Below are 15,047 nucleotides of genomic sequence, written 5' to 3'. Positions count from 1 at the left end.
GAACTCATGACCCGCTACGCCGACATCCCCAAACCCATCCGCTCCGGCATCGTCGTCGTCGACCCCGACACCGGCACCCCCCAGCGCATCATCGTCCTCCAGTTCAACCCGGACACCCTGGAGCGCAGCATCGCCCCCCAGTCCGCCGGGGACAGCGGTGACTCCGGGAGTGGCGGTACCGGGAGCGGGGACCGGAACGAGGCGTTGCGGCTCAAGGGGCCCGCCGAGGAGACCTGGAAGTTCACCGCTGAGATCGATTCCACCGACCAGTTGGAGATCGCGGCGCCCGACGGGATCCATCCGCAGCTCGCCACGCTCGAGATGCTCGTGCAGCCGACCACCGCGCAGTTGCGCGCCGCGAGCCGGCTGGCGCAGAACGGGACCATCGAGATCAGCCCGATCGAGATGCCGCTCACGCTGTTCACCTGGGGGAGCAAGCGGGTCATGCCGGTGCGGCTGACCGAACTGTCCGTCAACGAGTCCGCCTTCGACGTCAATCTCAATCCGATCCGGGCCTCGCTGAGCATCGGCATGAAGATCCTCACCGTCAGCGATCTGCCGGCCGGGCATCGCGGGGCCGACCTGTACATGGCCCACCTCGCGCAGAAGGAGCGGCTCGCCGCCGCCGCGCGGGGCGGGAGTCTCGGGGCGCTCGGGCTGCCGGGCGCGGACGTACTGAGCGGAAGGGGCTGAGGAGGAACACGCCATGGCCGAGATCGAATCGTACGAGAGCGCTCTGGGCGCGATACCCGGTGCCCATCCCTACCCCCGCACCAGCCGCTACCACGACGCCGAGATCGGCGTGCACCGGCTCCCCGACGGCACCGAAGTCCGTTACGCCAAGCGCCGTTTGCTGCCCCCGCTCGACGCGCAGGCGACGCAGGAACACGTCGTCGGGGCGGGCGAGCGGCCCGATCTGCTCGCCCAGCGCTTCTTCGGCGACCCCGGCCAGTGGTGGCGGATCGCCGACGCCAACCCCGTACTCGACCCACGGGAGTTGACGGACGAGGCCGGACGGATCATCGACGTCCCCGAGCCCGGAGGACACCGGCGTGTCTGAACAGCCCGTCGGGCAGGGTCCCGTCCACATCACGCTCCTCATGGGGCCCAAACTCGTCCGGCCGGTGCCGGCCGAGGTGACCGAAGCACTGCTGTCCGCGCAGATCACGGCCACGGCCGGCGAGCGGAGCGGCTTCCAGCTCGCCTTCGACCTCACCAAGAACGGCGTCATCAACCAACGGCTGCTCCCCGAGGGCTTCTTCGACCCGAAGACGCGGCTCGTCGTCACCGTCAGCGTCCGCGGCACCCAGGACGTCCTCTTCGACGGACTCGTCGTACGTCAGGAGGTCGGCGCCAGCAACCAGCCGGGGCACTCCACCCTCACCGTCACCGGCGAGGACCTCACCCTGCTCATGGACCTGCAGGAGCGCACCGCGCGCTACCCCAACCTGCCGCCCTCGCAACGGGTGCTCGCGATCCTCCAGCGCTACTCCGACTACGGCATCCGACCCGACGTCTACGCCGAGAAGATCGCCCAGCCCCCGCACCAGGACCTGCGTGTCCACTACCAGACCGGCACCGACCTGCAGTACGTCACCGATCTCGCGAACGCCAACGGCTACACCTTCTACCTCGAACCCGGCCCGGGCCCCGGCCAGTCCTCGGCCCGTTGGGGCCCGGAGGTCCGCCTAGGCATCCGCCAGCACGCCCTCAACGTCAACATGGACGCCAACACGACCGTGGACCAACTGACGTTCGCCTACGACGGGACCGCGAGGGAGGAGCCGCAGGCCCGTTGGCAGGACCCGGGGACCAGACAGACCACCCTTCTGCCGCAGCCGGCGATCAGCCCTCTGCGCCCGCCCCTCGGCCGCCGCCCCACGCCGGCCCTCAAGCGCAAGACGCTGTCCGGCACCGCCAAGCAGCAGCGCGAACAGGCGGAGGCCGAACTCCTCGCCCGGGCGGCCGTGTCCGCCGACGTCGTCTCCGGCTCCGGCTCGCTCGACGTCAACCGGCACGGCTACCTCCTGCAGCCCCGCCAGCTGGTCGGCGTACGCGGCTCGGGACGGGCGTACGACGGCGACTACTACGTCAAGTCCGTGACGCACAACCTGCGTCCGGGCTCGTTCCAGCAGAACTTCACCCTCTCCAGGGAGGGACTGGAAGCCCGCAGCGACTACGTCCGGCCCTAGACCACAAGTCCCCGTCGATCAGGAGCAGTTCAGCATGGCGGCACCCAACAATCGCTACCTCGGCAAGTTCCGCGGCCGGGTCGTCGACAACAACGACCCGCTGCGGATCGGCCGTATCACCGCCGAGGTGCCCGACGTCCTCGGCGACGAGGCGTCCACCTGGGCGCTGCCCTGCCTGCCGTTCACGGGACCCGAGGCCGGCCAGTTCGTGGTGCCGCCGCCCGGCTCCGGCGTCTGGGTCGAGTTCGAGCAGGGCGACCCCAGTTTCCCTGTCTGGACCGGGTGTTGGTACGGCACCGCCGACGAGCTGCCGCCCGACGCGCGCCGCGAGCTGCAGGCGAACTCGCCCAGCAAGCCGGTCGTCGTGCAGACCCCGGCCGCGCACAAGTTCGTCATGAACGACACCGCCGGCCCCGAGCAGGGAATCCTGCTCCAGGCGCAGGGCGGTGCCTACATCCGCATCACCAGGGAGACCGTGGTCATCGCCAACGGAGCGGGCGCCGAGATCCTGCTGCAGGGCGACCACGTGACCATCAACCAGGGCCAGTTGACCGTTCAGACGAAGCGATAGCGACAACGGGGGAGAAGAGAAGTGTCCGGGAGTCTGCTCGACGCCGGCGCCGTGATCGGCTGCCCGCACGGCGGCCGCGCCACCGCCGCCACCACACCCTCCGGCGGCGTACGCATCGGGGGCGCCGCCGTCGCCACGGGCGCGCACGCGTACGTCGTCACCGGCTGCCCCCACACCGTCGCGGGGAGGCCCTCGCCGTGCGTCACGGTCCGCTGGACCGCCGGCGACAGCGGCGTCACCGTCGACGGCGCACCCGTGCTGCTCGACACCTCGGCGGCCCAGTGCCTCACGGCGGCCCTCGTGCCGCAGGGACCGCCCGTGGTCCAGGCCGCACAGCGAAAGGTCACCGTCCGATGAGCCGCGCCACCCGCCGACACCCGCGCACCGACATCGCGTTCCCCTTCCACGCCGACCGCCGCGGCCGCACCGCGCACGCGGGCCACGCCGAGCACGTCCACGACCTCATCGAGCAGCTGCTGTTCACCAGCCCCGGCGAGCGCGTGACGCGCCCCGACTTCGGCTGCGGGCTCCTGGACCTGGTCTTCGCGCCGAACAGCCCCGAGCTGGTCAGCACCCTCGAACTCTCCGTGCAGGCCTCGCTCCAGCGCTGGCTCGGCGACCTCATCGACGTCGTCGCGCTCGACATCGTCAGCGACGACAACTCCGTACGCGTCTATCTGTCGTACGTCCTGCGGGCCACCGGCAGCCGCACCGACGACGTCTTCGAGGGGAGGGCCACCGCATGACCACCGCCACGTCCCGCCGCGCGAAGGCAAGGGCCGCCCAGCTCAACGGAGTCGACGAGGTCGAGGTGAGCGACGACGGGCTGCTGCTCACCGTCACCTTCCTCGGCAAGGCCCCGCACGGCCTCGGCCCCGAGAACGTCCGCGTCGACGGCGGCCGCCGCGTCACCGGCATCACCGCCGTCGACGTCAGCGTCGAGCGCGAGGAGGACCCGGAGCTCGACGACCGGCTCTACGTCACCCTCGACAAGGCCGGAGACACCTCCCGCTACCGCCTCTCCCTCGTCGAGACCGACCCGTACGGCCGCCCCGGCACCGAGCCCTACCGCGGCTTCGACCAGCGCTACCACACGGCCCCCTTCTCCTTCCGCCCCGACTGCCCCACTCCCTTCGACTGCAAGGAAGAAGAGCAGCGAGAGGAGAACTTTCCCGCAGCGCCCGTCGTCGACTACACCGCCCGCGACCACGACACCATCCGCAAGCTGCTCCTGGACCGGCTCGCGCTCACCACCCCCGACTGGGTCGAACGCAACCCGGCCGACCTGGGCGTCACCCTCGTCGAGCTGCTCGCGTACACCGGCGACCAGATCAGCTACCAGCAGGACGCGGTCGCCACCGAGGCCTACCTCGACACCGCCCGCCGCCGCGTCTCCGTACGCCGGCACGTCGGGCTCATCGACTACGCGATGCACGACGGGTGCACGGCACGCGCGTACGTCACCGTGGAGACCGCCGGTGACACCACCCTGGCGCCCGGCACCTTCCGCTTCGCCTCCGTCGACGTCCGCACCCTCGATCCGCACGACCGGCCCGAGCCGGGCACGGTGATCGACGAGATCGACCTCGGGGACCTGGACGAGCGCGGCTCGGTGGAGGTCTTCGAACCGGTCGTCGCCGCCGACCCGTTGGAGCTGAAGGTCGCGCACAACGCCGTCCGCCTGTGGACCTGGGGCGGCGAGGTCCGCGCCCTGCCCAAGGGCGCCACCTCCGCGACCCTGCGCGACGAGTGGGAGGACCCGGAGACCTGCCGGGACCGTCAACTGGCACTGAGGCCAGGTGACTTGCTGGTCCTGGAGGAGGTGAAGGGCCCGCGCACCGGCACCCCGGGCGACCAGGACCCGACCCACCGCCAGGCCGTGCGCCTGACCTCCGTCACACCCACTGTCGACCGTATCGAGGACCAGCCGGTCCTGGAGGTCACCTGGGCAGCCGAGGACGCCCTGCGCTTCCCGCTCTGCCTCACCACGCGCGGCGGCCGCGACTGTCTGCCCGTCGAGGACGTGGCCCTGGCCCGCGGCAACGTCGTCCTCGTCGACCACGGCCGCTCCGGTCCGCACGACACCGTCACCGTGCCGCCCGTACCGGCCGTCGTCGCGCCCTGCGGGCCGACCGCCTCCGGCTGCGACGACCGCGAGGAGGGCAATGCGCCCGCCCGGCTCGTCAACTCCCTCACGGACAAGGCGGAGAGCGGGGAAGCGCTCGCTCCCGACGACGTCCGGGAGCTCTTCGAGGTGGTCGGCGAAGCGGCGACCGTGCGCGCCGGAATCGGTCTGGAACGGGCCGGGCAGCGACACGTGGGGGCACCCCCGGCCGGAGGCTGGGGGAGAGTGGTCCCGGGGACGGCGTACGCCCAGGCGGCTGCCCTCCGGACGCTGCTCGCGCAGTCCGTCTACCCGGGCATCCTGCCCCGCTTCCGGCCCGTCCTCGGCCGTGCGCCGGTCGTGCAGGCCGTCCCTTACCCGGACGCGCAGGTCGTGGCCGCGGGGCAGGCCGAGCGGATCGCCGCGATCCCGGTCCGGGTCCGGCAGCGACTCGTCGAGCTGTGGCGCAGCGCCCGTGACCGGGACGGGCTCGGCGACGAGGAGATCGCCGAACTCGCCGTGATCTTCGGGCTGAAGGTGATCGAGCGATTCGAGCTACGGGTGCATCCGGTGCGCGCACTGCGCGAACTCCTGTACAAAAGCGACGAGTTGCTGGACGGCAAGCTCCGACGGGTCGAGGTGCTCGCGGCACGGGCCCGTGCGGGCACGGTCCTCGACGGGCACATCGCCTGGGAGATCGCGCACAGTTGGGGTCCGCCGTACGCGACCGGACTGCACCCCGACGAGCCCGTGCTGCGCGGTCCCGCCACGGCCGCCCTCACCCAGGATCCCCGCGCCGCCCTGCCGGCCGTCCGCATCGAGGACGGCGAGCCGACCTGGGCGCCCAGGCGCGACCTGCTCCACAGCGCCCCGCGCGACCGGCACTTCGTCGGCGAGCTGGAGGACGACGGCCGCCTCGCGCTGCGCTTCGGCGACGGCCGCCACGGCGCGAAACCCACTCCGGGTGCCCGCCTCGCCCTGCACTACCGGCTCGGCGGCGGCATCGCCGGCAACGTCGGCGCGGAAGCCATCAACCACCTGGTCATCCAGAGCGACTGTGAGCATCCGCCGGCCGCGGTCGTCCGCAACCCGCTGCCCGCCACCGGCGGCACCGAGCCCGAACCCGTCGAGCAGGTACGCCAGCTGGCCCCCCTCGACCTGCGCCGCACCCGCCTGCGCGCCGTCACCGCCGAGGACTACGCGGCCCTCGCCGCAGAGCTCCCCGGCGTGCAGCGCGCCGCCGCCGAGATCCGCTGGACCGGCAGCGTCCAGGAGGCACACATCGCGATCGACGCGTACGGCGGCGGGGAGCCGTCGGCCCGGCTCCTCGCGCAGGTCGAGCAGTCCCTGGAGGCGTACCGGCGCATCGGCCACGACCTCGTGGTCGGCCCGGCCCGGCTGGTGCCGCTCGACATCGCACTGAGCGTGTGCGCCGCGCCAGGTCATCAACACGGGCAGATCCTGGCCGAGTTGTACCGAGTGCTGGGAAGCGGTCGGCAGGGCTTCTTCCAGCCGGACGCGCTGACCTTCGGGGAGCCGGTGCGGCTCAGTCGTCTGGTCGCCGTCGCAGCGGCCGTCCCGGGTGTGCAGAGCGTCCAAGTGACCAGGTTGCGGCGGCTGTTCGAGCAGGACCGAGGAGAGAGGGAGGACGGCGTGCTGCGGCTCGGCCCGCTGGAGATCGCCAGCTGCGACAACGACCCGGACCGGCCGGAGAACGGCCGGCTGGCGATATCCCTGGGAGGTGCCCGATGAGCGCGTCGTGCTCCTGCGGGGGAGCATGCGGCGGCCACGACGAGCGCCTCGCCCCCGCCCCGGTCCACAACCCGCCCGGACGCACCGCCCTCGACTACCGCGTCGGCGCGTACGGGTCCTTCCTGGCGGCCTTGCTCGACCGGCTCGCCTCACCCGCCTACCCGGCCCTGGAAGGGCTCACCGTCCGCACCCCGGACGACCCGGCGATCGGGCTGCTGGACGCCACGGCCGTTCTGGGCGACCTGCTGACCTTCCACTCGGAGCGGATCGCCGACGAGGCGTACATCCGAACGGCCAACGAGCACCGGTCGTTGGTGCTGCTCGGTCGGCTGGTGGGGCATCGGCCGCGACCGGGTGTCGCCGCGGCCACCCATCTCGCGTACAGCCTTGAGCGTGATCCACGTGCCGAGACCCTGGCCGTGGTGATTCCCCGGGGAGCGCGGAGCCAGAGTGTGCCCGCCTCCGCCGAGGAGGAGTCCCTCACCTTCGAGACGAGCCGGGACCTCACGGCTCGGTGGGACTGGAACGAGCTCAAGGTTCGTCGTCGGCGGCCGTCGCTGGTCACGCCCGAGGACCTGGAGAAGCGGTCCGAGCTGTTCGTCGAGGGGACGGCCAACGCGCTGCGGACCGGGGACCAGTTGCTCTTCGTCTTCGGCGAACAGGCCGGTGGCGAGCGGAAGTTGCTTCAGGTCGCGGATGTGCGGATCGATCGGGACGACGACCTTACGGCGATCACCCTGCCGAAGTCCGCGCCGGCCACGTTGAAGGAGCTGGTGGACGAGGTGCGGCGGTGGGTGGCTGAGCCTGCGATGCCGGGCGAGCCGGGGGATGAGCCGCCTACGCCTGAAGTGCCGAATCCGCGGCCGGTGAGTCGGCTGATCGAGGACTTCGAGGATCAGGTGTTGGCGCCGTTGCGGGATGCGTTGGATGCGGTGAAGACGCCGGAAGGGCTGGCGGGTGTTCTTGCTGAGCCTGTCGCGCGGCTTGGTGAGGCGGAGGTGTTGGCGGAGCCTTGGGAGGATGTGGCCGCATGGTTTGAACAGCTGCAGGCGGTTCTGGTGGAACTTGCCGAGCGGGCCATGGAGTTGGCGCCGGCGCAGGACGCGGATCAGAGTGCCGCGAAAGGTGGATCGGCGTCTGCGGCGCCGTCCGGGCTGGTCGCGCCCCGCGGCGGAGCCGCCGATCGATACAGCCCCGCGCCCCCTGGAAACAATCCCCGTACCGCTGCCTTCCAAGCGCTGTCCGCCGTGCTCCCCGCGCTGCGCTCCACGAAGCCGCCAGTCGCGGAGACCCCTTTCGGGCGTCCCGACCCCGCCCCGCTCCTCGCCGCCCTCCATCCCTCCCTCGGCAGCCTCTACCCCGCCTGGCGCAGGGCCGCCGCCCCCGCCACCGCCCAGCTTCTCCGCGACCTGCTCGCCATGCGCGTCACCGCTGCCCCCTTCGGTGCCACCGCCCCGCTCAAGCCGGTCCAGGACGAGAACGGGCGGGTCATCCGCAGCGCGGACTGGCCGCTGACCGGAGCAGTGCTCACCGGCATGCGGATCGTTTTCGACACCGCCGGGAAGGCTCCGGTGCGGGCCGAGTTCCAGTACGTCGAGGGGAACAGTTCCGATCAGCGGGCCGTGACCCTGCCGCTCGCCCAGCAGGTCAGCTTCGGGCTCGGGCCGGGGCAGGTCGATCTGTCGAGCCGCGGTGCCCAGGAACCCGGTGTCACCGTCGGCCTCCGCGACGGGCTGCCCGAGCGCGGTCTGTTCGTGTCCCCGCCGGACGACGACGGACTCGTCCATGTCGGCATCAAGAACGGCACGGAGGAGCGGATCCCCCTGCGGCCGGGCATCCCCCAGCAGTTCACCCACGGCGAGTACGAGGTGAGCCTGCGGTACACGGTGGGCAGCACCGAGCCCAACGTCGAGGTCGTCATCGCCAGCAAGCCCGAGCCGGTCAACCGCCGTGTGCTGCAACTGGATTCGGTGCACACCAGCATCACCGTCGGCAGTTGGGTCGCGATCCAGCGGCCGTCGAAGGGGGCGCAGGGCGGCATACCCGGCGACGCCGGACTGGCCTTCGTCACCACACAGGTGGTCTCCGTGCGTACGGCGGCCTACACCAACTACGGCATCACCGGCCGCGGCACCGAACTCACCCTCGCCGACCCGTGGTTGGACGAGTTCGACGTGCTGTTGTCGCACATCCGGGACACCACCGTGTACGCCGGAGGCGAGCCGCTGCGCCTCGCCGACGAGCCGCTGGGCGAGGAGGTGCACGGCAACGAGATCGAACTCGCCGAGCTGTACGACGGGTTGCGACCGGGGAGGACCCTCGTCGTCACCGGTGAGCGCAGCGACATCCCCGGCACGACCGGCGTCACCGCCACCGAGGTCGTCACCGTCGCCGCCGCCGACCCGGCCGTCGATCCCCGACTTCCCGGCGATCACGTCCACACCCGCCTCACCCTCACCACCGACCTCGCCCACCGCTACCACCGGGCGACCGTCCGCATCCTCGGCAACGTCGTCGAGGCCACCCACGGCGAGAGCCGCGAGGAAGCCATCGGGAGCGGTGACTCCGACCGCACCAACCAGACCTTCGCACTCTGGCAGTCCCCGCTGACCTGGCTGGCCGACGACAACCCCCTCGGCGCCACACCGGTGTTGGAGATCAGGGTCGACGGCGTCCTCTGGCACGAGGTCGACAGCCTCGCCGGACGCGGCCCGAACGAGCGCGTCTACATCAGCGGCACCGCCTCCGACGGTCGTACGACCGTCACCTTCGGCGACGGCATCCACGGCGCCCGTCTGCCCAGCGGCCACGAGAACGTCCACGCCCGCTACCGCTTCGGCACCGGCAAGGCGGCGAATGTGGCGGCCGACCGGATCACCCAGGCACTCACCCGGCCGCTCGGGGTCAGCGCGGTCACCAATCCGCGCGCGGCGACCGGCGGCGCGGACGCGGACGGGCCCGGGCTGACCCGCCGTACCGTCCCGCTCGCCGTCTCCGCCCTGGACCGGCTCGTCTCCGAGGCCGACTACGAGGACTTCGCCCGCTCCCGCGCCGGCATCGGCCGGGCCGCCGCGCGTGAACTCTTCGACGGGCGGCGGCGCGTGCTGCACGTGACCGTCGCGGGTACCGACGACGTGCCCCTCGACGGCGACTCGGACACCCTGAACGCCCTGCGTGGGGCGCTCACCGAGTACGGCGACCCCAACCTCCCCGTCCGTGTGGACGTACGGGAGCTGGTGCTGCTGCTCGTCTCCGCCAAGGTGAAGGTCGCTCCCGACCATGCCTGGGAGTACGTCGAGCCCCGGCTGCGGGCCGCCCTCCTGCGCCGACTCGGCTACGAGGGACGGGAGTTGGGACAGCCCGCACGCCTCTCCGACCTCCTTGCCGCGGCCCACACCGTGCCCGGCGTCGACTACCTGGACGTCGACGTCTTCACCGGCATCCCCGCGTCCGTCACGCCGGACGAGCTGGCCGCCCTCCTCGCCGACCCCGGGGAGCCCCGGTCGAGTGTCCCCGCGCACCCGGCGACGTACCAGGAGAAGATCCACACGGTGCGTGCCGCAAACGGCGAGACCCTGTCGGAGATCTGCCACCGCTACGGCATCCCCCTCGCCCGACTCCTGCGCCTCAACCCCGACATCACCGACACCCGGCGCCTGAAGAAGGGCCGGTCGGTGTTCGTCCTCCGCGGCATCCGCCCCGCGCAACTCGCGCTTCTCTCCCCGCACGCCGCGGACACCCTCATCCTCACGGAGGTCAAGTGATGGCCGCGCATTCGGCGGATGTCCAGTTCGACACGGCAGCCCCGGTGACGTCCCGCGAGCCGGACGGCCTCGCCGCCCTGCTGCCCCGCTGGCACCTGCTGCGCGACGCCGAGGAGGGCGAGCCGCTGCGCGCCCTCCTCGCGGTGATCACCGAGCAGCTCGACCGGGTCCGCGACGGCGTCGAGCAGGGCTACGAGGACCTGTTCGTCGAGACGGCCGCCCCCTGGGTGCTGCCCTACCTCGGCGACCTGGTCGGCTACCGCACCCTGCCCGGCTACGAACGCGTCCTCACCACCGGCCTGCACGACGGTGGCCGTGCCGCGCTCGCCGAGGCCGTCGCCCCGCGCGCGGACGTGGCGGCGACCGTCGCCAACCGCCGCCGCAAGGGGACGCTGCACCTCCTGGAGGAGATCTCCGAGCAGGTCGCCGACTGGCCCGCGCGGGCCGTCGAGCTGTCCCGGCTGGTCTCCCACCACCAGTCGGTGAAGCTGTACAGGGACACCGGAAGGGGGCGTCTGCCCGACCTCCGCGACGGCTCGGCGCTCGCGCTCGCGGGTGGGCCCTTCGACACCACGGCCCGCACGGCCGACATCCGCCGCGCCGACTCGGAGCGCAAACAGGGGGGTTGGACCCCCGCCGGAGTCGCCCTCTTCGTCTGGCGGCTCAAGGCCCACTCGCTCACCTCCTCCCCGGCGTACTGCATCGACCGCGCCCGCAACCTCTACACCTTCTCGATCCTCGGCAACGACAGCCCGCTGGCCACCAAGCCGGTCCCGGAACCGTCGCCCCCGCACATCGCCACCGTCGACAACGTCCCGGCCTTCATCACCCGCCGCCTCCTCCACGACCGGCTGCTGGACTACTACGGCCCCGGCAAGAGCTTCGTCATCCGGCGCGACGGCGAGGACAGGCCCGTACCGCCGTCGGACATCGTCGTCGCCGACCTGTCCGACTGGCGGTACCGGCCGAAGCGCGGGCAGATCGCCGTCGACCCCGAGCTCGGGCGGATCGCCTTCGGGGCGCGGTCGGCGCCCCGGCAGGGCGTCTGGGTGGACTACCACTACGCGTACGGCGCCGACACGGGCGGCGGCGAGTACGAGCGGCCCGACCGGGTGGACCGGCCCGACGCGACCTTCTACCGGGTCGGACCGGGACAGCCGTACCGCCAGATCATGGACGCGTACCGGGCCTGGCAGAGCGAGCGCGGCCCCGAGCGGACCGGCATCATCGAGATCACCCACAGCGGCGCCCACCAGGAGCAGCTGGACTTCGACCTCGACCCCGGCGACCGGCTGGAGCTGCGTGCCGCCGAGGGCACACGGCCGGTGATCCGGCTGCTCGACTGGTACAGCAACCGGCCCGACGCCCTCAACATCCGTGCGGTGAACGAGGACTGCGCCCCGCACGAGCGACCGCGCGTCGTCCTCGACGGGTTGCTCGTCGCCGGGCGCGGCATCAACGTCACCGGTCCGATGGGCGCCGTCGTCATCCGGCACAGCACCCTCGTCCCCGGCTGGTCCCTGGAGCCCGAGTGCGCACCGCACTCGCCCGAGGAACCCAGCATCGTCCTGGAGCGCACCACCGCCTGCCTCCAGGTCGAGCACAGCGTCCTCGGCACCATCGAGGTCATCGGCGACGAGGTGGGCGAGGACCCGCTCGACATCCACCTTCGCGACAGCATCCTCGACGCCACCGGCCACGACCGCGAGGCCCTCTCCGCCCCGGACTGCCGCCACGCCCACGCCGTGCTGCACCTGCACCGCACGACCGTCATCGGCGAAGTCCACACCCACGCCGTGGAGTTGGCCGAGAACTCGATCTTCACCGGCACGCTGCACGTGGCCCGGCGCGGCATCGGCTGTCTGCGCTACTCGGCCGTACCCGCCGGCTCGCGCACCCCGCGACGCCATCGCTGCACCGACGTACGGCCGTTGTTCGCCTCGGTGCGCTACGGGACGCCCTGGTACGGGCAGTTGGCCGACCGCTGCTGCGAGGTGATCAGGCGGGGCTCCGACGACGGCGCCGAACTCGGCGCCTTCCACGACCTGTACCGGCCGCAGCGCGAGGACGGTCTGCGCGCGCGGCTCGGGGAGTACACGCCCGCGGGCACGGACGCCGGGATCTTCTTCGTGACGTGAGCAGTGCCGCCGTACGACCCACCCGCACTTTCCTGAACCAGGGGGACCCCCTTCATGCACGCTGATCTCTCCCGACTCACCTTCCGGCCGGAGCGGCACTACTCCGCGGTGATCGCCCAGCAGGGCCGCGTCCAGCTCGACGCCGACGCCAACGAGCAGACCGCGATCCAGCTGTACCGCAGCCGCGCCCTCGCCGCCGACCTGATCGGCCGCTACGGCGGGCCGCGCGACGCGGCGGGCTTCCGTGTCGAGTACGTGGGCGGCAAGCACGACATCGACACCCTCCACATCCACGGCGGCCGGTACTACGTCGACGGCATCCTGGTCGACGCGGACCGCCCGGCGCCCGGAGTGCCGGTGCCGGACGAGGAGGCGGAGGAGCAGGACCCGCCCGCGACCGCGCCGCCGTACTGGACCTACTGGGACCAGCCCGACGCCTACCGCGACCCGGAGAAGCCCGGCGACCGGCTGCCCTCGCCCGCGCAGTCGCCGTTCGTGGTCTATCTGAACGTCTGGGAGCGCTCGGTGACCGCCGCCGAGGACCCGGCGATCCGGGAGGTCGCCCTCGGCGCCACGCTGCCGGACACCGCGGCCCGTGTGAAGGTCGTCTGGCAGGTACTGCCGCTCTCCCTGGCCGCGTTGGCGATCGAGGACGCCGACCCGTCGAAGGAGGTCGTCCGCGCGGCCTTCGAGAAGTGGGCCAAGGGGCAGACCCTGTCGTCCGGCCGGCTGGCCGCCCGCAGCGAGCGGCCCGACCACGCCGACGAGGACCCGTGCCTGGTCAGGCCGGACGCCCGGTACCGCGGACCGGAGAACCAGCTCTACCGGGTCGAGGTGCACGCGGGCGGCGAGGCGAAGGACGCCACCTTCAAGTGGTCCCGCGAGAACGGGTCCGTGGTCTTCCCGGTCGACGAACTCGACGGTACCTGGGTTCAGTTGGCGTCCCTCGGCCACGACGACAAGCTGGACCTGGACGTCGGCGACCACGTCGAGTTCACGGACACGGCCTACTCCTCGCGGCTGGAAGCGCTGCCCCTGCTGCGAGTCGAGGAGCTGGACCTGCCCGGCCGTCGCGTCCGGCTTTCGGCCGAGCCCGAGCCGGGCGTCGGGCGGCTGCCGGACCTGAACCCCTTCCTGCGCCGCTGGGACCAGCACGAGGGACCGAAGCGCAAGGGCCGTACGACCACCCTCAAGGGTGGTGCCGTGCCGGTCACGGAGGGGGAGTGGCTGCCGTTGGAGGACGGGGTCGAGGTGTACTTCGCCAAGGGCGGCGGCTACCGCACCGGCGACCACTGGCTGATCCCCGCCCGCACCGCCACCGGCAGCGTGGAGTGGCCCACGGACCCCGCTCGCCGTCCGCTGCTCCAGGGCCCCGCCGGCATCGCCCGGCACCTCGCGCCGCTCGCGCTGGTCAAGGGCGAGGAGAGCGCCGTCGACCTGCGCCTCGCCTTCGCACCGCTGGCCAGCCGCATCCCCGCCGCCGACGAGGCGACCCTCGCCGCCGAGGAGCAGGCGCGCCGGGAGGAGGCCGCGGCCGAGGACCCCTCCCACGGGAGGTCGCAGACGACGGCGGAAGCGGAGGCGGCGGCGGCGGAAGGAGACAACTGATGGCCACCCCCCTGGGCGCGTCCAAGCTGCTGGAGATCCTGCGCGCGGAGGGCCTCACGGTCCACGAGGTGCGCAACTGGCGTACCCACAACCGCAATACGAAAGGCCCATGGGGCCCGGTGAACGGCGTGATGATCCACCACACCGTCACCTCGGGCACGGACGCGTCCGTGAACATCTGCTACAACGGCTACTCCGGCCTGCCCGGCCCGCTCTGTCACGGCGTCATCGACAAGAAGGGCGAGATCCATCTCGTCGGCAACGGCCGTGCGAACCATGCCGGGTTGGGCGACAGCGACGTCCTGCGCGCCGTCGTCAACGAGTCGAGACTCCCGCACGACAACGAGGCCGACACCGACGGAAACCGGCACTTCTACGGCTTCGAGTGCATCAACCTCGGTGACGGCAAGGACCCTTGGCCCGAGGCGCAGAAGGAGGCCATCGAGAAGGTGTCCGCCGCGATCTGCCGCCACCACGGCTGGAGCGCGGCCTCGGTCATCGGCCACAAGGAGTGGCAGCCGGGCAAGCAGGACCCACGCGGCTTCACCATGGACGGGATGCGCAAGCGGATCGCGGAGCGGCTGGCCGGCACGTCCCCGGCACCGGGCCCGGATCCGAAGCCCACGCCCACCAAGCCGTCGTACGCACCCTTCCCGGGCGCCGGCTTCTTCCACGCCGGGCAGAAGTCCCCGGTCATCACGGCCATGGGCAAGCGCCTGGTCGCCGAGGGCTGCGACCACTACGAGGACGGCCCCGGTCCCGAGTGGACCGACGCCGACCGTGAGTCCTACAAGGCCTGGCAGCGCAAGCTCGGCTTCAAGGGCAAGGACGCCGACGGCATCCCGGGCAAGGTCAGCTGGGACAGGCTGAAGGTGCCCGCCTCCTGACGAAAGGCGCCGGCCTCCCTGACGCCGCCGC

At 72.1% G+C, this 15,047-nt stretch carries 11 protein-coding genes; all 11 read left to right on the top strand.

The genetic code is table 11. The annotated features are described in order from the left end of the window. Nucleotides 1-6 precede the first annotated feature (6 nt). From ACWC09_RS12010 to ACWC09_RS11960, 11 genes are read left to right on the top strand one after another with little or no spacing between them, the layout of a single operon-like run. Entirely contained in the window at nt 7-693 is a 687-nt protein-coding gene (locus tag ACWC09_RS12010) for a hypothetical protein (RefSeq protein WP_450850394.1), read from the top strand. Nucleotides 694-706: 13 nt separating this feature from the next. Then, nucleotides 707-1,060 carry a hypothetical protein gene (locus ACWC09_RS12005; RefSeq protein ID WP_450850393.1) on the top strand — a complete coding sequence of 118 codons (354 nt, stop codon included), beginning with the start codon at nt 707-709 and terminating at the stop codon, nt 1,058-1,060. Next, nucleotides 1,053-2,192 (top strand): hypothetical protein, encoded by a 1,140-nt coding sequence (locus tag ACWC09_RS12000; RefSeq protein ID WP_450850392.1) that lies wholly within the window; start codon nt 1,053-1,055, stop codon nt 2,190-2,192. Before ACWC09_RS12005 ends, ACWC09_RS12000 begins: the two co-directional genes overlap by 8 nt. Nucleotides 2,193-2,226: 34 nt before the next feature. Continuing rightward, a complete protein-coding gene (locus tag ACWC09_RS11995) occupies nt 2,227-2,763 on the top strand; it encodes a phage baseplate assembly protein V (protein ID WP_450850391.1) in 537 nt (178 codons plus the stop codon). A gap of 21 nt (nt 2,764-2,784) precedes the next feature. Then, entirely contained in the window at nt 2,785-3,120 is a 336-nt protein-coding gene (locus ACWC09_RS11990) for a hypothetical protein (RefSeq protein ID WP_450850390.1), read from the top strand. Next, entirely contained in the window at nt 3,117-3,509 is a 393-nt protein-coding gene (locus tag ACWC09_RS11985) for a GPW/gp25 family protein (protein ID WP_450850389.1), read from the top strand. The genes ACWC09_RS11990 and ACWC09_RS11985 overlap by 4 nt, the downstream gene beginning before the upstream one ends. Then, entirely contained in the window at nt 3,506-6,619 is a 3,114-nt protein-coding gene (locus ACWC09_RS11980; RefSeq protein WP_450850388.1) for a putative baseplate assembly protein, read from the top strand. The genes ACWC09_RS11985 and ACWC09_RS11980 overlap by 4 nt, the downstream gene beginning before the upstream one ends. After that, nucleotides 6,616-10,383 (top strand): putative baseplate assembly protein, encoded by a 3,768-nt coding sequence (locus ACWC09_RS11975; RefSeq protein WP_450850387.1) that lies wholly within the window; start codon nt 6,616-6,618, stop codon nt 10,381-10,383. The genes ACWC09_RS11980 and ACWC09_RS11975 overlap by 4 nt, the downstream gene beginning before the upstream one ends. Further along, nucleotides 10,383-12,521 carry a hypothetical protein gene (locus ACWC09_RS11970; RefSeq protein ID WP_450850386.1) on the top strand — a complete coding sequence of 713 codons (2,139 nt, stop codon included), beginning with the start codon at nt 10,383-10,385 and terminating at the stop codon, nt 12,519-12,521. The genes ACWC09_RS11975 and ACWC09_RS11970 overlap by 1 nt, the downstream gene beginning before the upstream one ends. Before the next feature lie 54 nt (nt 12,522-12,575). Then, nucleotides 12,576-14,129 (top strand): DUF6519 domain-containing protein, encoded by a 1,554-nt coding sequence (locus tag ACWC09_RS11965; RefSeq protein ID WP_450850385.1) that lies wholly within the window; start codon nt 12,576-12,578, stop codon nt 14,127-14,129. Further along, nucleotides 14,129-15,016 (top strand): peptidoglycan-binding protein, encoded by an 888-nt coding sequence (locus ACWC09_RS11960; protein WP_450850384.1) that lies wholly within the window; start codon nt 14,129-14,131, stop codon nt 15,014-15,016. The genes ACWC09_RS11965 and ACWC09_RS11960 overlap by 1 nt, the downstream gene beginning before the upstream one ends. Nucleotides 15,017-15,047: the final 31 nt, after the last annotated feature.

Source organism: Streptomyces sp. NPDC001617 (assembly GCF_053596855.1).
Note: the sequence above shows the minus strand (reverse complement) of the source record. Positions and strands in the feature narration are given on the sequence as shown.